Source organism: Paenibacillus mucilaginosus 3016, assembly GCF_000250655.1.
Taxonomy (GTDB): domain Bacteria; phylum Bacillota; class Bacilli; order Paenibacillales; family NBRC-103111; genus Paenibacillus_G; species Paenibacillus_G mucilaginosus.
Map to the genome: position 1 here is coordinate 5,684,214 of NC_016935.1, position 22,225 is coordinate 5,706,438.

Genomic DNA, 22,225 nt, shown 5'->3' on the forward strand with positions numbered 1-22,225 from the left:
AACTGCTCGGCTGCCTTCATACGCAGCGCAGCACTCACATGAATAAAGGCGCGGCCCCATCGTCCAGGGGCCACGCCTTTATTCATGATTAGACCAACCGGTACACCCGGGCTTCATACGGCCGCAGGTCCACCCGGCGGACGGAAGCCGCCTGCGACTCGGCATCGCCGTAATTGCCGATGATGAGCTCGCCGCCGCCCCCTTCCACCGAACCGGGCAGCTCGAACACCGCGCTTTCCCCTGCGAAGTTCAGCAGGATCAGCCAGCGTTCTTCGCCGAGCTTCCGGAGATAGGCATAGATCTGCTCATGCTCGTCCAGGATCGAGATGAACTCGCCGTAGACCATAATGTCATGCTGCTTGCGCAGGGCGATGAGCTTTTTGTAGTAATGAAATATCGAATCGGGATTTCTCCGCGCTTCTTCCGCGTTGATCTCATGGTAGTTCGGATTGACCGCCAGCCATGGCGTGCCGGCCGTGAACCCGCCGTTCGGCGAAGCGTCCCATTGGAACGGTGTCCGGGCATTGTCGCGTCCCTTCGCATGGACTGCGCGCAGCAGCTCCGCCGGGTCCGCCCCTTCCGCCATCCGCTCCTTGTACCAGTTCAGCGTCTCGATGTCCTTGTACTCCTCGACCGAACCGAAACGGACATTGGTCATGCCGATCTCCTCGCCCTGATAAATATAAGGCGTGCCCTGCATCGTGTGGAGGAGCGTCGCCAGCATTTTGGCCGACTCCACGCGGTAGGGCCCGTCGTTGCCGAAGCGGGAGACCATGCGGGGCTGGTCATGGTTGTTCAGGTACAGACTGTTCCAGCCCCTGCCCTGGAGCTCCAGCTGCCACTTGTTCAGAATCCGCTTCAGGTCGGTGAGCTTCCACGGCTTGACGTTCCACTTGCTGCCCTCGCTGTCCACGTCCATGTGTTCGAACTGGAACACCATGTTAAGCTCCCCGCGGTCTTCGCCCGTATAGAGCACAGCCTCCTCGGCCGTGATGCCCGGCGTCTCGCCTACCGTCATGATGTCATAGCGCGAGAGCACCCTGCGGTTCATCTCCTGCAGGAACTCGTGAATGCGCGGCCCGTTCGTGAAGTACTCGCCGCCCCATGCATACCGGGCGTCGCCCGCATCCGGCAGGGAGGGCTCCTTGGAGATCATGTTGATGACGTCCATCCGGAAGCCGTCGATGCCCTTGTCCAGCCACCAGGTCATCATCTCGTATACTTCTTCGCGGACCTTCTCGTTCTCCCAGTTGAGGTCGGGCTGCTTTTTCGAGAACAGGTGCATGTAATACTCCCCGGTCGCCTCGTCATACTCCCAGGCCGGACCGCTGAATACGGACACCCAGTTCGTCGGCTCCCGCCCGTCCCTGCCCGGTCTCCACCAGTAGTAATCGCGGTACGGGCTGTCCTTGGACTCCCGCGAGGACACGAACCACGGATGCTCGTCCGAGGTGTGGTTGACCACCAAGGTCCATGATCAGCTTGATGCCCCGGGCATGGAGGCCCTCCAGCAGCCTCTCCCAGTCTTCCATCGTGCCAAACTCGCCGAGGATCGCCTGATAGTCGCTGATATCGTAGCCGTTATCGTCGTTCGGGGACTGATACACCGGCGACAGCCAGACGACGTCCACGCCCAGCTCCTGCAGATAATCCAGCCTCGAGACGATGCCCTGCAGATCGCCGATCCCGTCTCCATTGCTGTCCATGAAGCTCCGGGGATAAATCTGATACACTACGGCTTCCTTCCAAAATGCTCGCTGCATGATGTCCGCTCCTCTCCTCTCTATCACCTCTGTACTCCCCATCACCATATCACAGCGCGGCTGGGGACTCCAGCCGGGCAGCAGCCTGCCGTGCCGACCAGGCCGCATGGGATCCGCCTCGCTGCCGAAGCCCCTCTTCCCCGCCCTCCGAATCCTCCGCTTGATGCCGTTCCCGTGGCGGAACCTCAGAATCCGTTCACGCCGAAGGGACCGCCCCTTCCATCCGGGTGACGGCCCCTTCTAGCGAACCGCTGCGTAACAGGAGCGTTCAGCCTCCGGGTCATGAGGAATGCGCTTCGGCGCTTTCCCCGCCCGGCGTCCTCCCGTTCAGCTCCAGCCACTCCTTCCGCTTGCGCTCCAGCGTCCGCTCCAGACGCTCCAGTTCAAGCTTTGCCTTGGAGACGGCATGCTCGGATGCGGAGAGCTGCTGCTCGTAATCCATCCGCCGGCGCATCGGTACAAGGATGAATTCGAACACGGTCTTCCCTTCGCGTTCCCGGCGCACCGCATTCAGCAGCACGGGAATCTCCTGGCCGGAGACCGCCTGCAGGGAAAGGTACATCTCCTCGACTTTTCCCTCCAGGTGCATTAAGGGAAAGAAGTAGATCTGAAAGAAGATGCGGCTCGAAACGGCCAGCACCGAATGCAGCGGCCGCCCCGCCAGCTTCGAGGATTCGCTGCCGAGCAGCTTGGCAAGAGTCTGATTGCTCTCGAGGATCGTGCAGTCCTCCTGTACGGTCAGGTACCCGCAGGGAGCCCGATCCAGTCGGTCATCCATGGACTTCACCTGCCGTCTGCCGAGGATGCGCCGCCATGCACCGGCTGCAGGGATTCACCGATCCGCCGGATGGTCTCCTCCGGGTGGCTCAGGTGGGGGCAGTGCCCGGTCGCTTCCATGAGGACCAGCGTACTCCCGGGAACATGGCGGTGCATGTACGATCCTACCTCGAGCGGAGCGATCACGTCCCCGGCACACTGGAGAATGAGCGAGGGTACGGTCACCCTGGGCAGGTCGCTGCGGTTGTCCGCCAGGAACGTCGCCCTGGCGAATCTCCGGGCAATGTCCGGGTCCATCGAGCAGAAGCTCGTCTTGAGCTCCTGTGTCAGCTCCGGGCGGTCCGGATTCTGCATCACGGCAGGGGCCAGGAAATCCGCCCAGCCGGCGAAGTTCCGCTCCATGAGCTCAAGCAGCCCCTCCAGATCCTCCCGTTCGAACCCGCCGGTATAGGACGGCGGGAGGTTCATATAACACGGCGACGGGCTCACAAGAATGAGCTGCGAGAAGCGCTCCGGCTCACCGATCGAAGCGAGCAGGCCGATCATGGCTCCGACGGAATGCCCGACGAACACCACCTCTTGCAGGTCGAGCGTGCGGCAGATGTCCAGCACATCCAGCGCATAGCCGTCCAGGGCGGCGTACCGGTCCGCGTCGTAGTAAGCCCGGTCGGTCCGGCCGGCCCCGACATAGTCGAAGCGGATCACCCGGTATGTATCTTCGAAGGCCGGAGCCACGCAGCGCCACATGTTCTGATCACATCCGAAGCCGGGTGCGAACATCATTGCCTGCTTGCCCCTGCCCGATATGTAAACTTGATTGCGGGCAAGAATATCGATCTTCATCATACTCCCCCTTTTCTGTCCCACAGCTTTTGGACTGAGCGGCACATGGCAGAAGCAGTTACTCAGTTAGCAACCGTATCCTACTATACCATACTCTGCCTGGCCTTTGTTCCTATTCGCCGAAATAGAATTCAGTCCCCTCGGGAGGAGAGCCCCTCCCATCCCCCACCTCTCTCTTACCCGTACAGACAGGAATCATCACAACAGCCTGGCAATGTAAGCCCTTACCCTCAAAAAAAAGAACACCTGCCCTCTCCAACCTGAGAGAACAGGTGTACCAGCCGTGGGGGAGCAGCGGACTCACTCGCTCGGCATCCGGCTCATATCCATATACAGAATGTTCCAGCGGTGGCCGTCCACATCGGCGAAGCCCGCGCCGTACATCCAGCCCTGCTCCTCCTTCGGCTCGCAGAAACACGTGCCGCCGGCCTCCACAGCTCTCCGGATGATTCCGTCCACTTCTTCCCTGCTGGCCGCACCGATGGAGAGCAGCACCTCCGATCCTTTCTTCGGATCGGCCGCTGCATGGCCCGCGAACTTCTCGAAGGCTTCTTCCGGGAACAGCATCACCGTCACCTTCTTCTCCCCGATGAGCAGTCCGGCCGCATCCCTGCTGCCTTCGTGTCTCGGGTGCAGCGCAAAGCCCGCCGCAGAGTAGAACGCTTTGGCCTTCTCCAGGTCCTTCACCGGCAGGTTGATCCACAATTCTCCGTTCATCGTCAACACTCCTTTCTCCCCTTGCTGGCTGTCCTTGATTCTGACTTCCAGCCGCTTCTGAGACCATTATAGCTTATAAGAAGGAGCGGGATTTCTTACGGATTGCGGACCCCCGCCGGGGGAAGACCTCCCGCGCGCTGCTGCAGGAGTGATCCATCCTACATGGAGTAAGGCTCCGTGGTGAAGTCGATCAGCGCTGCTTCCGAACGATTGCCCGCATGGTCGACGGCCTCCACCGCAGCCAAATAGGCGGTTCCCGGGGACAGCCCCCAAAGCTCATAGCTTGTATCGCTTCCCGGAATTTCGGTATGGATCACCTCATATCCCATCTCGGGGATCAAGACCGTGATATTGTAAAACTGCACTCCGCCTTCATCCTCGGCAGGCTGCCAGCTCAGCAGCGCTTTCGAATCGGTAACCCCGCTCACGCTGAGCGGTTCAGGAGAAGGCCATACCGGGACCGTCTCGTCAACGGCACCGGATACGATCCCGAGGATCGTACCGGACAACGCATTGAACCATTGTCCCTGAATCCCTTTGACCTGACCGGCTGCACCGCCGGTCCGTATCAGAGCCTCGTCCTGCGGGTCGTACAACTGCAGTTCGGAATCGGTCTGCACCGCCAGCGTTCCGTCACCGCCCAGTCCCGCGATCCTTGGGGCCGTCAGGCCATAGGTCACCTGCGTAACCGTCCCGGAAGGCTCGCGGAGGCACACCTGGCGGCTGCCGTCGGCGCTCCCGGCCGTATAAGCAATCCAGCCGCCCTGAATCTCGTAGTCGCGGTGCGGCCTCGGTTCATAGGAAGAAGCTCTGCCCGTACCGGCAAGCTCCCCGATCTCGCCGCCCCTCAGCGTCAGCAGCCGATCTCCGTCGCCCCGGAAGACGACCGTCTCTCCGTCCGACAGCGGCTCGTCGTACACCGCGCCGGTGACGGTGAGCGCCTCCGTACGCCCGTCGGTATAACGCCGGAACAGCTTTCGGCCTTCCTCTTTTTTCACTCCGGCTGCGAAGACGATGGAGCCGTCCGGCTCAAAGGCAGCGGACTGCACACCGCGTGCTTTCACCTTCTCGGCTCGGCCGTCCCGGGTATCGATGACGTACAGCTTGTCTCCGGTGCCGGGGGTATACACAGCCGAGCTCCCCTGGACAGCCAGCGAACCGCCGTCCTTATACTTTACACCTGTGGATTTAGCTTTCTTCCCTGGGGACCATACGTAGAGCTTTTTCTCCGACTCCTCCGCATTCTCTGCGGCAAAGATTACGCCCGAGTGGGTCAGCCGCGCGGATTCGCTGATCTGCCGTCCCCTGGTCCGGGGCACCTCCGTCACCTTGGCGCTCGCCCTCTCCTGAAGAAACAGAACGCCGCTGTTCGCATACAAAATCCGGTCCGCGTCATAATCGATCACAGTTCCGTCGACGGATGCCACGGTCTCCAGCCGCTTGCTCGCTTCGATCACGATCGCTCTCTCGGCGATCACCCGTGGCGGATACTCCGACCCCTCGCTTTCGGTTACCCGCAGGGTCAGCGTCTCCCCGTCATAGCCCTGGACTTGCAGCCTTGTCTCGAAAGGCGCGCTGCCGCTCTCACTGGCCACCACGTCCCCCCAGGCATTCACCAGAGAAACGATCAGGTATGGCGAGCGGTAATCCCTATCTGCGGCATCGACACGGACCTTGACCACCCCGCCGGCAGCAATCGTATTCGGAGCCGGTTCGAGGCGGATAAGTTCAGGGACATAGTCAATCGTAATCAAACGCTCGGCTGAGCCTTGTCCTCCTTCCGTGCCTGCCGCCTTCACCTGAAGCGGATAAACTCCCTGCTTCACCCCTTCGAGCGGCAGGCTTCCGCTCCATGTGCAGTAAACGTCGGCACAATCGGGAGACAGTGAAATGAGTCTGCCGTCCAATTGCGCTGTCATGGATTGGATCTTCTCGCCCGATGGGTAGACACGAATCGGAAGCTTCTCGCCGCCATAAGGCATATACTCTTGCGGTTCTCCGATATCCAGGTAGATCCCTTCGGCCGCCATGGCCGGCAGAGGCATCAAAGCGGCCAGCAGCGTGCCGATCAACCCGATTTTTTGCATGCGTTTCATCGATTTCTCTCCCTTTCTCATTCACCTTTGATACCCTTTGTATCCAAGCGATGATGCTTGCCTGCACTGTCGTATCGTCTTGGTCAAGATTGCGCCGTGCCACCCTTGCGTCCCTCCAGAGCCTCCTCCCGGGTCGAACCTGCTCTACTGCCGCAATCTGCCCTTATAAAAAATAACACCCGGCCCATGGCCAGGTGCAGTATCCTTTCGTATACACTTAGGATTATATGGTATAATATCCTGTTTTTCCCTTGTATTCTCTCAGTCGTAATCCTTATGCACCCATTCGTCTTCGGGAATCGGAAGCTCCTCGCCCGAGAAGCGCTCTTCCCGGAACGGGTCGGCCGTGTTATGAAAGCCGTTGCGCTCCCAGAAGCCTGTCCGGTCCTCCGTCATGAATTCGATGCCGCGGATCCACTTCGCACTCTTCCAGAAGTAGAGATGGGGCACAACCAGGCGCAGCGGCCAGCCGTGCTTCGGGGTCAGCGGCTCGCCGTTATAGCTGTGGGCGAGCAGCGCATCGCCCAGGAGATCCTTCAGCGGCACGTTCGTCTCGTAATCCGTGTCCGCATGGATCATGAGATAGGGAGCCTTCGAACGGATCCCGAGCTCCTCGAGCAGATCGCGGAACCGCACCCCCGTCCACTGCGTATCCGCCTTCGACCACCGGGTTACGCAGTGAATATCGCACCGCAAGGTCGTCTGCGGCAGCTTCATCAGCTCCGCATAGGTCAGCGTGCGTTCCTCCAGCCCGGCTCCAAAGAGACGGAGCGTCCACTCGGCCATGTCATACTGCGGTACCTCTCCTTCATGGAGAATCGGGAACCGGTCGGTCCATACCTGCCCGGGCGGCAGCCTGTGGGCAAGCTCCGGCTTTACCGCAGCCGCCGTGCCCGGCGTCTTCATCCCTTTCAAACGTTCGGCTTTGCTGTGCATGAGATGCGGCCTCCTCCGGATGTCTGTTTTGATCCCGGTTTTTGCTTAAGTCCGGGTGCTTGCTTGAAGACCTATGGGGTTCCCCCGCTCTCTAATCCCTCGGATATTCCACTTTCATGATATCCATGAACGGCACCTTCGTGAGCTGCTGCTCCCCCTCGACATGAACCAGCTTCGTCCGCGAATCCATGTTGACGATCCGTCCGCGTACCTGCTCCTCCCAGCCCCAGACGGTCAGCACGATCTCGGAGTCCTCGTTCTTCGCTTCCACCAGCTGATTGCCGAGCTCTTCCAGCTCGAATTCGTCGCGTGTCGGACGCTTGGCCACCTTCGCTTTTGCCATGTTGATCTTCCCTCCTGCCCTTCGGTAAAACGGTCCTGCCTCTTACCCATATCCTCTTATTATAGCAAAAGTCGGGACCCAAGGGGAGAGCCGATTGCAAGACACGGGCCCTTACTTGGCAACCCCTTCCCGGCCGCTGCCGGTAGGGGCCAGGCCCGTCCCTCCATAGGTATATACCACCCGCTCGAGCACTGGGCTTCCCCCGAGCAGGTGCTCCTGCACCATCAGCCGACCCGATTCGGGCGTCATGCCCTGGTACCACACGCCTTCCGGATAGACGATGACCACGCACGCGTCGTCACAGCGTCCGTTGCACCGGGTCCGTGTCGTGTGAATGAAGCCGTCCGCCCCGCAGGCGCGGATCTCCTCCCGGATCGCCTGGGTCACCGCCTCTGCGCCCCCGCGCATACAGCTCCCCCCATTGCAGATCAGCACGTGATGCCTCGTATTCGATAGATTCCAAGTAGCCATGATGACTCCTCCCCCTCTTACCATTCAAGAAAAAGGGCGTCCTCCCTTGTCCGGTCCGACAAAAGGGAGAGACGCCCGCCAAAGTGCGAACCTCATCACCGCAGTCTATTCGTAGGATATCTTCCTTCTTCCGGCCGACGGCAGCAGGCTTCCTGTTCTCCGGCCGGCCGCCAAGCCTACGGCATACGCTCCGGCTTCCCTGCTTCCATGATAACGGATGCCTGCCGCTGCGGCAACTTGTTCCCGCTCCGGCGCTCGATCACGCCGATGCCCCCGAGCAGCAGCACTCCTGCTGTAGCGAGCACCGCGAAGAACAGGTACACCGCATGTACTGAATAAGCGTGCAGAAGCAGGCCTCCGGCAAAGTTGCAGAAGGCGTTGCCCACTCCCGCCCCCATCATCGAATACAGGGCGATCGCCGTCACCCGGACCTCCTGCGGGGCGGCGGCGACGATGTAGCGGATCGTAAGCGGCAGCAGCAGGCCGACGGAGAAGCCCTGCAGGAGCAGCGTCAGGTACAGCAGCGGCTGCGGCAGCCCGAAGAGGTACATGTACCATCTCACGGCGGTGAACACCGCGGCAACCGTAATGAGGCGCAGCAGACCCAGCCGGGCGGCAAACCGTTCGGCCGCCTGCATGAAGGGGATCTCGCTCCCGGCGGCGATGAGCATCAGCAGGCCTGCGGCGGCGACGCTGCCGCCAAGACCCGCCGCATACGTGCCGAAGTACGTGTTGTTCGCGAAGACCGGCCCCATGATGAGCAGCGCCGCCAGCAGGAACATCCAGACCTGAGGAAGCCTCAGCAGCCGGAGCACCGCGCTCAGCGTCGAGGCCTGCTCACCGGACCCGGACCCGGACGCCTCCCGATCGCCGAGTTCACCGGGCAGCAGCAGCAGAATCAGCAGACCCAGCACGCTCGCCGTGACGAACGCCCATACCGCCACCGACATCCCTAGGCCCCCGGCCAGCCGGCCCGTCACGAACACGCCGGCCGAGAAGCCGATGGCTCCCCACAGCCCGAACGAACCGTAGGTTCTCCCGGTGCGCAGGGAGAAGGCCATCGTCAGACTGTCGGCAATCGGCATGAGGGCGCATTGGAACGAAGCCACGCCGACCAGCGCCAGCACCACCCCGGTGAAGCTGTCCGCTGCAGACAAGGCCAGACCGCTCGCCACCATGCACAGCGACGCGGCAGCCAGAATCCCCTTGGCCTGCCGCGTCGTGTCGCAGAGCAGCCCCCACAGCGGCTGGACCACGATGAGCATCAGCGGCTGCACCGCAAGCAGAGCCCCCGCCTGCAGCCCGCTGAGCACGATCCGTTCCTCCAGGTACGGCACCAGATACGGGAACAAGGACCCGTAGGCGGCAAAATAACAGAAGTAGAACACCTTCAGCGCGGCCGCCTGGATGCCGCTGCTCCTGGAGAGGACGGCGGCAGGGCCGGGCTGCCCCATTCTCATAAGTCCCCTCCGCTTCTTTGGAGGAGCTTGCGGAACATCGTGCGGCTGCGTTCGGTCACCGTGACTTTGTGGCGTCCGACCTGGATCAGCCCCTGTTCCTTCCACTCCTTCATGATCCGGTTGACGCTCCGGCTCGTCACCCGCAGCTGTCTCGCCGTCTCTTCGGAGGAATAATCGAGCTCATAACGGGTCTGGCTGCCGAAATCCAGTCCCTCCAGGCGGTCCACCCAGTATTTGAGCAGCCGCTGCTTCAGCGGGATCAGTGCATATTCCACCGTGCTGACCGACGACTGGTAAAGCTTGCTCGCCAGCTGCAGGTTCAGCATCCGCGAGTAGACGAGATCGGTTTCGAGCCGGCGGCGGAACTTCTCCACCTGCGTGGCCAGGACCGTCGTGGGCACGACGGCCACCGCCTGGCAGACCACCGGCTCTGTCAGCAGCAGCTCCAGATCGCCGATCATGTGCCCGCTCTCCATGCGGGCGAGCACCACGCCTTCGCCCCCGGGCATCAGATGCTCCGCCTGTACAAGCCCTTCCACTACGATCTGCAGCAGGGTCAGCGGCTCCTCCTGCCCGCACAGCTTTTCGCCGGGCTGGTACGTCAGCACCTTCCATTCTTTCAACGCTTCCTCTTCCACTCCGGCGAACAGCTCCGCAATCGGCCGGTGCTTCTTCAGGATTTGGGATATCTCCATGCTCTCCACCTGTCTGTATTCTTTGGATATTCCCCATTAAACCCGATCCTCACCCGGATGAAAAGGACATATGTCCTGAAGCATCCCCCCCTACTCGCGGCGTTCCTCCCGGAGGGGGAATACATCCGCCGGAATCCCTCCCTCCTCCACATGGATGTATTCGGCACGGAACCGGCCGCTGTACCCGAAGAGCGGCCCGAAGACGGGATTCGCGACATTCACCTCAATGCGGAAGAGCCCTTCCTGTTCGTCGAACCATTCGCATACATCCGCATAGCCCGAGAACCGCATGGGGAAGCGGAAGCCGATCCAGCCCTCGTAGAAGTACTGATTGCCCGACCGCAGCCGGACCCCGCCGTTCTCCGCCGGCGACATATCGATCTCCACAGCGAGATGCTGGTGCGTCCCGAGATAATCTACAATCTTGTGCCGCTGTTCGCTGTAGATCATCGTGGCATCGAAGCGGCGGATCCGCCCGGGGAACTGGAACTTGCGGATCCAGGTGACGGTTTCTCTCCCGAAGCGGTCCTTGTACGCATAGTTCTCGATGGTAAAAGGCACGTTCTCCCCCTGCTGGGGGAACATGATATTGCGCCATGCGCCAAGGGACAGGAACGGCTTGGTGAATGCTCTTCCATACCAGACCCGGTCCATCACGCCGCGGCCGATGGAAGCGATCCGGTCTTCGGAGCAGAACCCGAACCGCCTGCGGATCTCCGGATGCAGCCGGTTGAACTCCGAGCCAAGCACCCTCTGATATATGGACGTCACGCTTCCTCCCTCCTCTCCGGTCTGCGTACGCACCGGCGGGCCGAAGGAAGGTCCCCGAGCTGCTGCAGGCCGATGAAAGCGATGGCGATCATCGACAGATTCAGCGTCACCGGATTGAAGGGCTCCACATAGGTGAGGGGATGGCCTGCGGCACTCAACCCGAGCCCGGTCAGCAGGATGATATGGAGCCAGTAGACGAGGTGGCCGTACCGGCTGCCGGCGGCAAGCGTCAGCAGGCCGAATCCCGCCTCGGCCGCGCCCATCAGCCGGATGACCTCCAGCTCGCTGCCGGAGAACCACCCCGTGCTTCGCAGAATCTCCAGCTCTCCCGAATTCGGGTAGATCAGCTTCGGCACGACCCCCTGGTAGATCCAATCGAACGACAGCACCGCAAGACAGACGGCGTGGGTCAGGGCCCTGGCCGCTGACAGGTGCGGAGGGATGCCTCTCTCGAGCCACAATCTCAGGCAGTCGAAGCTCCAGGCGGTCGCCCAGCCCATCAAGGGCCGGAACACGAATCGGTCCAGCAGCCTCCCGAACGCCCCGAAGCGCGTTTGATAATCATAGCGGGTCAAGAAGCGGATCCTTCCATCCGCCTCCGGCACGTACCTCCAGAATCCCGCCCCTTCCCGGATCAGCGAGACCGCCTGGCCGGAGGAGAACTTCAGCACGGAGGTCTTCACCCCGTTCTTTTCTGTTGTCCCTATCGTTTCGCCTTCACCTGCGATCGACAGCCCGAACCCGATCCGCGTGCGGTACAGAAAGCGCTGCGGTTCGCCCTCCTCCGTCTTCGGCAGATAGCGGATCTCCGAGAACCTCAGGTCCCACTGCTGATGCAGCTGGGGTGACTGGGTATGCTCCCACAGCTTCTCCATCTCCGTGTTCATTGTGATCTCGACATAGATCGGTTCCCTTTTCAAGGTTCCACCCCTCCCGTACTTGATCAGGCCCAAGTGTTCTGCCTATGTTGGTTCCCATCCTACCACAATCGCCGCAAAACTAAAAAATCGGCTCTATCCTACGACCCCGGCCCGGACATGGGAACTCATAGTTTCATAGAATAACGCAGGAGGTGAAGCCTTATGGCTCTTCTGCCGTATACGGCAACCACGCTTCGCAACTTCATCAACCGGGCCGAAGCGCTCTGGTTCATTGTCTTCGACTCCTCTCTCAGCGGGCGGCTCATCACGATCGGCGGCAACGAGTACCGACAGCTGCCCACCCGCTTCAATACGCGGGCGAAGATCTTCGCTTTCTTCCGCCGCTACTTCGGGCCCAGCCTCAGCCGGATTCTGCTCTGCAACCTGAGAACGCTGCGCTACCGCGGAGCGCTGTACGTACCGGTCGGCGACCCGGGCCCTGTGCCTGACCGTGTCGTCTCCCTGGCGGTCATCCGCCGCACGTCCTCCCGCATCGCCGTACGGGCCGTGCTGTCCGGTGACCCCTCCGGGAATGTCACGATCCTGTACACGTTCGCGGTCATCCGCGGGCGGCTCGCCATTATTAACCGGACCCGCCGTCAGGTGGATTACCGGTATCAGCCCTGCCGTTAAGTCATGCCCCAGACTTGCCCATGCACAGTGACAAAAGCGCCGGCCTCCCATGGAGGACCGGCGCTTCTCTATTGTAAAGATATACAAGGTTTAGCCGATAAGCGCGGAGTCCCCGGCAGCAAGCAGAAGGTCCTGCGCTTCACCGGCCGGCCCGCCGGCTTCCGTGGCGTCCCCGCCCCCGGGAACCGCAGCCATGGCCTGCACCATCTGCTCGACCTGCGTATCCGTCAGGATGGTACCGCTCCCGAATTCGAAGCGTTCCACACGGTATGCGCCTTTGTCAAAGAAGTGTTCAATGGCGCGTAGGTTTCACCTATGAAGACCGTATCCGTCTCCCCCGCCATACCCGCTTCGCGGATCCTATTCGAACCCCCGTAGGCACGATAATAGATCTCATACCGATCCTTGCCCATGCCTCCGCTGAGTAAACCGTCTCTGCTGTCATAAATGTTCGAGCGCGTGATGATCCGGAACCCTGTCCTTGGCCGCAGCCGTAATCACATCATTGCCTCTCGTACCGAAAATCAATCTTCCTTCCGCAGTTGCCATTCGTCTTCAGCCTCCATAATCGAAGTGTCGACGAACCCCATCCCAATCGTACCATATCCTTTTCTCCTACTGGATTAAATTCCCTTAATATTCCCATGAAGAGGAATACATCCCCCCCTCTGCAGAAAACCTCTTGACCCTCACATCCATGTCATGGTTTATACTGGGGGTACCCCACGAGGAAAGGAGGCGCCGCCGGGTGCGAATCGGAGAGCTGTCCAGCACAACGGGCGTCAGCATCCGCTCCCTGCGCTATTACGAAGAGCAGGGACTGATCCAGCCTGTTCGCATGGCTAACGGGTACCGGGAATATAGCCCGTTCGCCGCGGAGCAGGTACGAACCGTGCAGTTCTATCTCAGTCTCGGGCTGACGACCGAGCAGATCGCAGGATTCCTGCAGTGTGTCATGAAGAACAAGGAGGCCTTCTGCGCGGAGGTGCTTCCCGTGTACGAGAAGAAGCTCGCGGAGATGAACGAGCAGATCGAGCTGCTTACCCGCATACGTTCCAACCTCGTCGAGCGCATTGAAGCGATCCGCGAGGAACAGCAAACCATCTTGAATGGAGGAAACCCTACATGAAACCCGTGAATGTGAATGATACGAATGCAGACGAGCAGATTCGCTCCCACGCCCTGACGCTGCTCGACTTCGGCGCCGTCTGGTGCCCGCCCTGCCGGACCCTGCTCCCGATCCTCGATGAGCTCGGGGAGGCCTACGGCTCCAGCCTGTCGATCCTGAAGCTGGACTGCGACGAGTCGCCGGAGACGGCGGCGGCTTACGGCGTCATGTCCATGCCGACGGTGATTCTCTTCAAGAACGGCGAGCCTGTTGAGAAACTGGTCGGCCTCCGGTCCAAGGCCGGCTATCAGGCGATCATCGACCGGTACCTGCCGGCCGCCGCGGGGAGCACACCTGCGAACGGGTAAGGAGACGGCCTGCCGCTGACCCTGTGTCAGAGGCAGGCCGTACTTCGCTTTCGTCGGGCAGGGAACAGCCGGCGGGGATCGGGTGCGTCAAAGCAGGCTTGGACCCGGGCGCAGCCCCGGCTTATAATAGAAGCTGTATGACCTTCCAGAACAGAGCCAAGTGCACTCATCTCATCGATCAAGGAGCCGCCTTATGCCGAAGTTAACCTTTTTCCTCGGCCCCGCCGCCGCAGGCAAAACCACCCTGGCCAAGAAGCTGGCCGCCAGGCGCCGGGCCGCTTTCTTCGATATGGACACCCTGCTGCGCCCCGCTGCCGAGAAGATTATGGAGATCTCCGGCCTCGACCCGGCCGACCGCGATTCCGCGGAGTACAAGGTTCGCTGCCGGGACCTCGGTTACCGCATCACGATGGATGCGGCGCTCGAGAACCTGGAGCTCGGCATCGATGCCGTGGTCGTTGGTCCCTTCACCAAGGAAACCGGGGACGGGGACTGGATTGCAGACGAGCTGGCGCGCATCGGCGCCACCCTGGAATCCATAGAGGTCCGCGTCGTGCTGGTCTCGCTCCCTTCCGAGGAAGCGTACAGGGAGCGGCTCTGCGCCCGCAGCTCGGAGCTCGACCTGTGGAAGCTCGCGCATTGGGACGAATTCCGGGGTTCTCTCGCCCCGCGGGAGATCCGCTGGCCGCTTCCTCCGTCGTCCGTGCTGCACTTCGACAACTCAGGGCCGCTGAGCGAGGCGGCTCTGGCCTCCCTCGAGCACTTCGTCTACGGAGGCAGGACGGATACTTCTTCCGCGTCATAAACCTCACCGCAATCACCAAGTGAGAAAAACGGCTTCGCCATCCTTTATGTACGCGCATACTTGAACAAAAAGCCGGGACCTCCGTCCCGGCTTCGTACCCAATTGGGCGCATGTGATGTGACTCAGATGACAAATGCAGTAGAAACAATCACAAGCAGGATGAAAAGAACCAGAATAACCCCTGTGCTCGTGAATCCGCCACAACCTGCACCATAACCCATAGCTGCCGCCTCCTTCCGGTTAAGCATAATGCAGTTTATGGGATTCTTCGCTTGTCCGGTTTGGACAGTGCTTGAAAATGTGTCTTTGTGCACAGTCTCTCACACATTCTGCTGTTGATAGATTTTCATATACTGTAGTGTTGTCGGATCACCGCCGGTCCACAGCAACCCATAGGCAGGCCTTCTGGAGAGACGGTTGTGTAAAAGCACCGTCTTTTCCGCGTTCTGTTGTCTCCATTTCATTAACAGAACCTTGGTTCTTCACTCTCTTCCCGCGTTTCACCGCCGCACCTTGAGCGCCTCTTATCTCCTCAGCCCAAACAGAGCAGCCCAACTTGAGCTGCTCTGCTTGGAGCCATCTGTTTTCCTGTAGAGTCGTACTTATTACTCTTGTACGGTGACGGTCATTTTTGCGGTTCTGGTTTCGCCCGCTTGGTTGCTTAATACGGCCTCGTATACATAAGTGCCCGGTGCCTTATCAACGATTGCCGTGACAGCTAATTGGGCGTCAGGCGTACGAGCTTCCAAAGACTGCGTATCGATCAGTATCCCATTCTCGTAGAGCGCGTACTCCGAAGCGTTCGTGCCCCACCAGAGATTCATGCTGACGTTAAAGCTGCCGTCGCCATCCCAGTTATCATGGGACAAAACCGCCTGCCCCGGAGAGGCATCCGTGACGTTCACAGTCAGCGGAGCGCATGGCGTCGCGCCGAGGGAATTGATCAGTTCGCAAGTATAGACATAAGTGCCATTCTTCCTGCCGGTAATGTCCGTCTTCACGGACTGGGCGGACGGAGACTCGTCAGCCAGCGCTGTTTGGTTGATCAGCTTCCCATTCTCGTACAGCTTGAACTGGGTTCCGTTGTTGCCCCACCAGAGATTCATCGTAACCGTATAATCCCCGTCTTCCAGACCCGTATCGTGACCGTTATTATCGGACAATACCGGCGTGCCGGGGGCGCTCTTCGCAAGCGGCGTCATCTGTCGAAGCCAAGATGCCCACTTGATGAGAGTATCAGCCTGTGCAGTCGTGAATACCTTATCCCTATTCTTATTGACTTGATTGCTGTACGCCTCCAAGAGCTGGCGAGCCTTTGCTCCTTCACGCGCCTTCGCCGATTGTTCAGCCTGCTCCAGCAGACTAACGAGCTGCTGTGCAATCTTTTCCGAGTTCGGGTCCTGGGATTTCGGCAGCGAAGCCAAGCGTAAGTTCAGCCAAGCTATCGAAGGTGGCCATAACCCCGAAGCTGAAATCGACGCTCTGCTCCCGTCCTGCCCGATCGTAAACCGCAGCGGTTACCTGATGTGGGCCTGGCTCCAGCGTATAAGCCGGGACATTCAGCAGTACGCCGGTCGGCTTGTCAACGCCGGACGCTGTATCGGAAGCCGTGTAGGTAATCTCAACCTGCTGATCGATCGTATACTCGGTTTGCCCTTGGACGTCAATGGTTGGAGGGGCAAGGTCGATTCGCACGGGTAACGACTGCTCTGCCTCCTTGTTCCCTGCCTCGTCGACGCTCCAGTAAGTAACGGTATGTTCTCCCTCCTCGTTCAGGAGCACCCCCGTACCCGTCATCATTTCCCCATGATTGATCTGATAGTAGGTCGCTTCGACTACGGAACCTTCATCAATGGCGCTCAAGGTTACCTGCACCGGCGAAGTATACCAGCCGTTATGCGATTCCCCTTCCGCTGTCGCGGTTGTTTGCGGTGCCTCCTGATCCGACGGCTTGACAAAGGCAGCAAGCGGAATATTCAGCTCTCTCACCAGCCCCGCCACCAGCTCGGCTACCTTGATGGCGCCGTTCATCTGCAGATGCGTGTTGTCCTCTTTTCCGTCTACCCACATGAAGATGTCTTTGGTCCCCTCAGGTCCAAGCTCCTGAAAATATTCCCAGCTGGCTTGATTCAGATCCATGAGGAGGGTTCCGGTTTCTTGCGCCGTTTCTTTCATCGCCTGAACGTATTCCGGGAAGCTCTTGTTCAAGGTTTCACCCGTGAAGTCACGCCTGTTCACCGGCGTCACCAGAACCGGGGTCGCTCCTCGCTGCACGGCACCGTTGATATAAGCTTTCAAATAATCCTTAAATTGCTCCGGCGTTAGGTATCGCTCCGGACGCGAAGGCGTGGAATCATTATGAGACCACTGCATGAACAGATAATCGCCAGCATGGATGCCAAGCAGAATTTCGTTCAAATATCCGCCCACCAGGAAGGTTTTACTGCTGAGCCCGCCGACCGCCCGGTTATCGATGCGGACCTGATCCAAATCGAAGTGGGCTCCCAGCGTTTCGCCCCATCCGGCTTGCGGGCGATAGCTTTCCGCATAGCTCGCAACCGTAGAATCACTCGCCAAATAAATTACCGGCTTTTCGCCCGCGCCGTTGTCAGGCAGGCGTTCAATTTTCAGCGCATTGATCTTCGGAGTGTTGCCCGAGAAGTCAAAGTTGAATACGCCGTCAATCAGCGCAATGTCATAGGTGATTTCCTTGAATTCCCCCGCTGGTATCGATGTAACCGGCACTTTCGCCATCTGCTCTACCGTCACACCGGCGTTCGTAGCCTCCTGCGCATCGCCAATTGTCATCGTGATGCGGTAATTCGCCGGCTTCATCTCCACCAGGAAGGAGGTGCCGTTGATGCGGGTGAAATCCTCCGTCAGCGCATTCCCGGTCTCGCGGTTGGCGTCCAGGGTTAGAGAGGTATCGGCAAATCCGTAGCCATTCCCTTCCACATACGCTCTTTTGTCGTCTACCTTGAGATAACCTTCGGCCGCAGCTCCGGAGCCAAAGTCGAATTGGTACTCACTGATGTCGCCTGTCGGTTCGCTTGTCAGCGACTCCTTCGCGACCGTCAGCATGTTAAACACATGATCCACCTGAGCCTGGGCGGCTTCCGTGCCTATGATCGCCTCGGCAGCCGCCAAAGCCCGGTTCAGCACGGCAGTGGAGTGTTCGGTATAGGCCGACAGATCCAAGGCTTTGACCTCTTCATGCAGCGCAATCAAGGCCGTCTGATCGCCTGCAGTCGGCGTAAGCTTCGTGCCTTCCATCCACACATTGTCGATCTGGGTGGTCCAGCTCAGCGTTCCTCCGCCGCTTTTTCTCGTACCGAGGAACCGCATCCCCCTCACATTATCGGTGTAGGCAGTTCCGGAGCTCATCGGAATACCCTTGATCGTCTGGGTGACGTTCGGGTCCGTCAAGCTCGTCAGTGTCAAATCGATCTTCTTCTCGGCAAAGTGAATGGCGGCATCCACGTTAACCCACTGGTTTTTATAAACGTTAGTGGTTACGCCGCCATCCGGAATGGCCGTGCTGCCCGTACCGTAGCTGGCGGTGTAAAGGCCCGGGTAATAACCGATCCGCGTGTTCGTACCGCTGGTGGTGTACAGGGTCAAGATTACATTCTCATTCGCGTCCATCAGCGACAAATGCCCTTCGGATGGGAAAGCGCCCACATTGCCCGAATGCCAGTCGAAATTCACACGGACCACATCGCCGTTCACCGCATCGAACAAACGGAACACTTTGGCACGGTTTCCGGATCCGCCGCCGGTAACGGACAGCACCTTGTTTCCGTTCTGCTCCACGACCGTCCCCGTCATCGTTCCCGAGATCCCCGCGGCATTCACCATCGCATATTGGATCGCGGCAGGATCGCCCTCGAAGTTCTCCTCATAGAGCTGGATTTCCGGCTCCGGCTCCGGCTCGACGAGATCCGGATTAATGACGTACGGTGATATGCTTAGATTCAGCGGTTTGACCGCTCCCGCAACCAATCCGGCAATGACCTGTGCGCCATATCCGCTGAAGTGCGTGTTATCGCTCACGCCATTCGGGTATTTCGGATATTCGCCCGGATTCGCATATAAGAAGAGCTTCTCAGAAGCGGCCAGGCCGATCTTATTGTAATGGGCGATGCTTAACTGGCTCAAATCAACAAGCTGCACCTGGAGCTCCTCCGCCACTTCTTTGGCGGCTTTAACATATTCCGGGAAGCTTACATTAAACTCCTGGGTGATCGTATTGAAATCTCTGCGCCCTACCGGCGTAAGAAGTATCGGCGTCGCGCCGCGCTGTCTGGCGCCGTTGACATAGCGGGCCAGGTAGGTTTTATAGTCCTCCGGAGACGCATAACGCTCCGGAATTCCGGCGCTGGCATCGTTATGACCGAAGGAAATGAAGAAGAAGTCTTGCGGCTTGATCTCGCGCAGTATCGTATCGAGCCGGCCGTCAACCATGAAGGACTTGCTGCTTCTGCCGCCGATCGAGTGATTCTCGACTACGACGCCATTGGCGAAATAAGAGCCGAACTGCTGCCCCCAGCCTTCCTGCGGAGCCTGCATGGCGCTGTAAGACTGCATCGTCGAATCGCCGGCCATATAGATCGTCTTGGAGACGCCCGGCGTTTTCTCCGGATACTTCTCAAGGATGATTTCCTGCACATGAATAGACGAGCCGGAGAAGATGAATTCCAGCTGACCGTCCACCAGTGCGATGTCATAGGAATAGACGAGAGGCTCTCCCGCTTTCACATTCGATACGGCCAGCTTCTGAACATATTCCGACTTGACGCCCACGTTGGAGTCTTGCGCATCATCGCCGAGCTTGACCGTCACCTTATAATTGGCATTCGGTAAATCAACCGCAAATTTGGCATTCTCCGGTAAGGTCACCTGGCCGGCGCCCACGGTAATGCCGCTTGTATTCTCGAACCCGTAGCCTGTGCCTGCCGTGTAGTACGTATCCTGCACAACGGTTGTACCGGCCTCCGTTTCCGTACCGAAATCAAAGTGGTAGACCTGCTCCGTCACTGCTCTGCCGCCCGTGAGATCCATATTCGCTTTAGGGAAGTCTGCCGCGCCGAAACCGATATGAAATCCCGTGTGAGGCGGCTGATTGTAACCCGCGTTCTGCCAGGCCGCACCCAAGCGGTATACAGGATCCTGCATCAGCGCGGGAATCCGGTAAGCCGTAGGAATGGTCGTCGAATACAGCCTGTATTCCGTGCTGTCTTCGCTCCGCAGCAGAATTTCCTCGCGCCAGTCTCCTAGGATATCCGCCTGAATCGCCGGATTGCCTTTGGTACTGTTATTGGTCAAAGCGCCTTCCGCTCTGAAGATTTCATTCAGCTTTTTGTTTTGGTAATCCCATTTGTAAACGACCGGGACTCCTTTGGAGGTGCTGCTATCCCATACATGATCGAACAGCTCCCGGCCAAGGTCTCCGTCCCACCAGATCGCAAAGTTGGCGCTTTTCGGCGCTTCTTCCTTGCTGTAAATGACATTTCCGCCTGCCGAATAGCCATTGGTTACGGGGACGATCTGCCCGTCGACAATGGTAGCGGCCCAGGATTCGTAACCCGGATAGGTCGGGTCGATATCCGCCGACATGCCGCGGCCGGTGTCTATGCCGGTATACTCACCCCAAAGAATGTCGCCCGTTGCGGCATCCCGCATCTCAAGGCCGTATTGGGCAGTGGTGTGTTCATGCACGCTTACCACCTGGTAGCCGTCCCTCGCCGGATCGAGCTTGCCTGCATGCATCGCATCGCCGTGGCCGAGTCCGGTGCTGTACATCAAGGTTCCGTCATCGTTAATCGCCAGCGCGCCGAACATGATCTCGTCTTTCCCGTCGGCGTCGACATCCAGTACGCTTAAGCCGTGATTGCCTTGACCTTCGTACTGTTCGCCTGCTTCATTCGTGTCGAATATCCAGCGATTTACCAACTGGCCGCCGGCAAAGTCATAAGCAGCCAGCACGGTGCGCGTATAATAGCCGCGGGTCATGATGACGCTTGGCTTCACGCCATCCAAATAAGCGACAGCGGCAAGGAAACGGTCCACGCGGTTGCCGTAACCGTCGCCCCACGCGCTCACATCGCCTCTTGGAGGATCGTAATTCACCGTGGAAACGGCTGCTCCGGTTTGACCGTCAAACAGCGTGAGATATTCCGGGCCCGACAGGATATATCCGCTCTCGTTGCGGTAATCCTTGGTGCCGTCGCCGATCACTTGTCCTTTGCCGTCCTTCGTGCCGTCCGCCGTTTTGACGACGACTTCGGCTTTGCCGTTGCCATCCAAGTCGTACACCATGAATGGCGTATAATGCGCGCCAGCACGGATGTTGACACCCAGATCGATACGCCAGAGCCTGGTTCCGTCCAGTTCGACGGCGTCAATAAACACATTGCCGGTATAGCCGGCATGGGAATTGTCCTTCATGTTGCTCGGGTTCCAGAGAAAGACAATTTCAAACTCACCGTCACCGTCCACATCCGCCACGGACGCGTCGCTGGCTGTGTAGGAATAAGTGCCGCCATCCTTGGTTCTGCCATCGGCCGGTTTAACCAGCGGGATAGGCAGGTATTTGTTATGCCAGACGGAAACGGTTTCCGGCTGCATTTCTTCCTTACCGGCGATCACCGTGGAAATCTGGTACTCGGAACTGTCGGCGCCGGTCGTGTCAACATAGTTGGTCGAGCCGCTAATAGGCGCCGCATTCACCTTTTTTCCGTTCTTGTACACATTAAAAGCGATTTCATTCGGATCCGTATTCAAATAGCGCCAGCTTAAGAAGACGCCGTTATCGACCAGCACCGCCACCAAACCCCGGTTCAGATATTCCGCCTGACGGGCCTGCGTGCTGTCTGATGACGCTGCATGCCCCGGAGCCGGCAAGACGACCGCCGAAAAAACCATAAGAAGAGTTAAAAAGAATGCGCATATTGATTTGCTGCGGGATCCTGCTTTTGTACCCAATGAACTCACTCCTTCTTATTTTCCAATCCCAGTCCATGACTTGACCTGACAGTTTGGAGTTCCCTCCGTCTCCCAATCGGTATTTTCGTTCATGCGAGCACAGAATCATGATTTTGTAAAAAACCGGAGAAAAAACGATCCCACCCCTTTGTTATGCGCTTACATTTCAAAAAACTACTGTCTGCTTATTGAAGCGATTTGGATCGACTCACTTTCCTTCGCGTGTTTCGCGGCTCTTGGTTGTCGGCTAGTCCAGGCTTTGCTTATACTGCTCCCCTTTCCCAGAGACGGCATCTTTCCAGCTGAAGCATTCTAACGGTGTCATTCCAAGGCTTGATCCCTTGGACTCGATGATTGTGGAAACCTCTGTCGGCGGTTCCAATTTTATCATGCCGCTCCTTCATCCAAACATAATCACTTCATTTGATTATGGGTGAAGCAGATGAAAAAACCATAGGCGCAAGAAAGTGCAATATCGACGCATTGTATAGATCATAAAGAAAATCGCCCTCCCCCCTGCCAAGTAGGCAGAGTA

17 protein-coding genes and 2 pseudogenes are annotated in these 22,225 nt (G+C 58.9%); 4 read left to right on the forward strand and 15 right to left on the reverse strand.

Translation table 11 applies throughout. The features are described from left to right. Window positions 1-88: 88 nt before the first annotated feature. The 12 genes and pseudogenes from PM3016_RS23175 to PM3016_RS23230 all read right to left on the reverse strand — a co-directional run bounded on the left by PM3016_RS23175 (window position 89) and on the right by PM3016_RS23230 (window position 11,792). Window positions 89-1,763 (reverse strand): annotated as a pseudogene (locus tag PM3016_RS23175) (glycoside hydrolase family 13 protein). 280 nt (window positions 1,764-2,043) lie between these two features. Continuing rightward, window positions 2,044-2,541 carry a nitrogen regulation protein NR(II) gene (locus PM3016_RS23180; protein WP_013919016.1) on the reverse strand — a complete coding sequence of 166 codons (498 nt, stop codon included), beginning with the start codon at window positions 2,539-2,541 and terminating at the stop codon, window positions 2,044-2,046. A gap of 5 nt (window positions 2,542-2,546) precedes the next feature. Next, on the reverse strand, window positions 2,547-3,383 hold the full coding sequence (locus tag PM3016_RS23185) for an alpha/beta fold hydrolase (RefSeq protein WP_013919017.1): 837 nt from the start codon (window positions 3,381-3,383) through the stop codon (window positions 2,547-2,549). A gap of 300 nt (window positions 3,384-3,683) precedes the next feature. Continuing rightward, window positions 3,684-4,100: a VOC family protein gene (locus PM3016_RS23190; RefSeq protein ID WP_014371162.1), complete on the reverse strand. Its 417-nt coding sequence runs from the start codon at window positions 4,098-4,100 to the stop codon at window positions 3,684-3,686. Window positions 4,101-4,258: 158 nt separating this feature from the next. After that, on the reverse strand, window positions 4,259-6,196 hold the full coding sequence (locus tag PM3016_RS23195; protein WP_014371163.1) for a fibronectin type III domain-containing protein: 1,938 nt from the start codon (window positions 6,194-6,196) through the stop codon (window positions 4,259-4,261). A gap of 261 nt (window positions 6,197-6,457) precedes the next feature. Beyond that, window positions 6,458-7,132: a sulfite oxidase-like oxidoreductase gene (locus PM3016_RS23200; protein WP_014371164.1), complete on the reverse strand. Its 675-nt coding sequence runs from the start codon at window positions 7,130-7,132 to the stop codon at window positions 6,458-6,460. Between the two features lie 91 nt (window positions 7,133-7,223). Continuing rightward, the gene (locus PM3016_RS23205; protein ID WP_013919022.1) at window positions 7,224-7,475 is read right to left on the reverse strand and encodes a YolD-like family protein; all 252 of its coding nucleotides are present in this window, start codon (window positions 7,473-7,475) and stop codon (window positions 7,224-7,226) included. A gap of 111 nt (window positions 7,476-7,586) precedes the next feature. Further along, complete coding sequence (locus PM3016_RS23210; protein ID WP_014371165.1) at window positions 7,587-7,946, reverse strand: (2Fe-2S) ferredoxin domain-containing protein; 360 nt, start codon at window positions 7,944-7,946, stop codon at window positions 7,587-7,589. A 176-nt stretch (window positions 7,947-8,122) separates the two neighbouring features. Next, a complete protein-coding gene (locus PM3016_RS23215) occupies window positions 8,123-9,406 on the reverse strand; it encodes an MFS transporter (RefSeq protein ID WP_014371166.1) in 1,284 nt (427 codons plus the stop codon). Then, complete coding sequence (locus PM3016_RS23220; RefSeq protein WP_014371167.1) at window positions 9,403-10,101, reverse strand: Crp/Fnr family transcriptional regulator; 699 nt, start codon at window positions 10,099-10,101, stop codon at window positions 9,403-9,405. Before PM3016_RS23220 ends, PM3016_RS23215 begins: the two co-directional genes overlap by 4 nt. Window positions 10,102-10,191: 90 nt before the next feature. Next, a complete protein-coding gene (locus PM3016_RS23225; protein WP_014371168.1) occupies window positions 10,192-10,872 on the reverse strand; it encodes a DUF4166 domain-containing protein in 681 nt (226 codons plus the stop codon). After that, window positions 10,869-11,792 carry a DoxX-like family protein gene (locus tag PM3016_RS23230; RefSeq protein ID WP_014371169.1) on the reverse strand — a complete coding sequence of 308 codons (924 nt, stop codon included), beginning with the start codon at window positions 11,790-11,792 and terminating at the stop codon, window positions 10,869-10,871. Before PM3016_RS23230 ends, PM3016_RS23225 begins: the two co-directional genes overlap by 4 nt. Window positions 11,793-11,954: 162 nt before the next feature. Here PM3016_RS23230 and PM3016_RS23235 point away from each other — a divergent pair, with 162 nt between their 5' ends. After that, window positions 11,955-12,425, forward strand: a complete 471-nt coding sequence (locus tag PM3016_RS23235) for a DL-endopeptidase inhibitor IseA family protein (protein WP_014371170.1) — start codon at window positions 11,955-11,957, stop codon at window positions 12,423-12,425. A gap of 90 nt (window positions 12,426-12,515) precedes the next feature. On the opposite strand, the gene PM3016_RS38255 is transcribed toward PM3016_RS23235, so the two are convergent. After that, window positions 12,516-12,722 carry a calcium-binding protein gene (locus PM3016_RS38255; RefSeq protein ID WP_148279703.1) on the reverse strand — a complete coding sequence of 69 codons (207 nt, stop codon included), beginning with the start codon at window positions 12,720-12,722 and terminating at the stop codon, window positions 12,516-12,518. A 451-nt stretch (window positions 12,723-13,173) separates the two neighbouring features. On the opposite strand from PM3016_RS38255, the gene PM3016_RS23240 reads away from it, so the two are divergent. The 3 genes from PM3016_RS23240 to PM3016_RS23250 all read left to right on the forward strand — a co-directional run bounded on the left by PM3016_RS23240 (window position 13,174) and on the right by PM3016_RS23250 (window position 14,706). Continuing rightward, a complete protein-coding gene (locus PM3016_RS23240) occupies window positions 13,174-13,554 on the forward strand; it encodes a MerR family transcriptional regulator (RefSeq protein WP_013919030.1) in 381 nt (126 codons plus the stop codon). Next, entirely contained in the window at window positions 13,551-13,901 is a 351-nt protein-coding gene (locus PM3016_RS23245; RefSeq protein ID WP_013919031.1) for a thioredoxin family protein, read from the forward strand. The genes PM3016_RS23240 and PM3016_RS23245 overlap by 4 nt, the downstream gene beginning before the upstream one ends. A 193-nt stretch (window positions 13,902-14,094) precedes the next feature. After that, window positions 14,095-14,706, forward strand: a complete 612-nt coding sequence (locus tag PM3016_RS23250; protein ID WP_014371173.1) for a P-loop nucleotide/nucleoside kinase family protein — start codon at window positions 14,095-14,097, stop codon at window positions 14,704-14,706. A 122-nt stretch (window positions 14,707-14,828) separates the two neighbouring features. On the opposite strand, the gene PM3016_RS37545 is transcribed toward PM3016_RS23250, so the two are convergent. Both PM3016_RS37545 and PM3016_RS36825 read right to left on the reverse strand, forming a co-directional pair. Continuing rightward, entirely contained in the window at window positions 14,829-14,927 is a 99-nt protein-coding gene (locus PM3016_RS37545) for a YjcZ family sporulation protein (protein ID WP_014651926.1), read from the reverse strand. Between the two features lie 384 nt (window positions 14,928-15,311). Beyond that, window positions 15,312-21,630 (reverse strand): annotated as a pseudogene (locus tag PM3016_RS36825) (rhamnogalacturonan lyase family protein). Window positions 21,631-22,225: the final 595 nt, after the last annotated feature.

What these genes read in the sequence shown, in the direction of transcription:
- PM3016_RS23180 (WP_013919016.1), bottom strand. Translation starts at nt 2,541, where the DNA reads ATGGATGACCGACTGGATCGGGCTCCCTGCGGGTACCTGACCGTACAG.
- PM3016_RS23185 (WP_013919017.1), bottom strand. Translation starts at nt 3,383, where the DNA reads ATGAAGATCGATATTCTTGCCCGCAATCAAGTTTACATATCGGGCAGG.
- PM3016_RS23190 (WP_014371162.1), bottom strand. Translation starts at nt 4,100, where the DNA reads ATGAACGGAGAATTGTGGATCAACCTGCCGGTGAAGGACCTGGAGAAG.
- PM3016_RS23195 (WP_014371163.1), bottom strand. Translation starts at nt 6,196, where the DNA reads ATGAAACGCATGCAAAAAATCGGGTTGATCGGCACGCTGCTGGCCGCT.
- PM3016_RS23200 (WP_014371164.1), bottom strand. Translation starts at nt 7,132, where the DNA reads ATGCACAGCAAAGCCGAACGTTTGAAAGGGATGAAGACGCCGGGCACG.
- PM3016_RS23205 (WP_013919022.1), bottom strand. Translation starts at nt 7,475, where the DNA reads ATGGCAAAAGCGAAGGTGGCCAAGCGTCCGACACGCGACGAATTCGAG.
- PM3016_RS23210 (WP_014371165.1), bottom strand. Translation starts at nt 7,946, where the DNA reads ATGGCTACTTGGAATCTATCGAATACGAGGCATCACGTGCTGATCTGC.
- PM3016_RS23215 (WP_014371166.1), bottom strand. Translation starts at nt 9,406, where the DNA reads ATGAGAATGGGGCAGCCCGGCCCTGCCGCCGTCCTCTCCAGGAGCAGC.
- PM3016_RS23220 (WP_014371167.1), bottom strand. Translation starts at nt 10,101, where the DNA reads ATGGAGATATCCCAAATCCTGAAGAAGCACCGGCCGATTGCGGAGCTG.
- PM3016_RS23235 (WP_014371170.1), top strand. Translation starts at nt 11,955, where the DNA reads ATGGCTCTTCTGCCGTATACGGCAACCACGCTTCGCAACTTCATCAAC.
- PM3016_RS23245 (WP_013919031.1), top strand. Translation starts at nt 13,551, where the DNA reads ATGAAACCCGTGAATGTGAATGATACGAATGCAGACGAGCAGATTCGC.
- PM3016_RS23250 (WP_014371173.1), top strand. Translation starts at nt 14,095, where the DNA reads ATGCCGAAGTTAACCTTTTTCCTCGGCCCCGCCGCCGCAGGCAAAACC.
- PM3016_RS37545 (WP_014651926.1), bottom strand. Translation starts at nt 14,927, where the DNA reads ATGGGTTATGGTGCAGGTTGTGGCGGATTCACGAGCACAGGGGTTATT.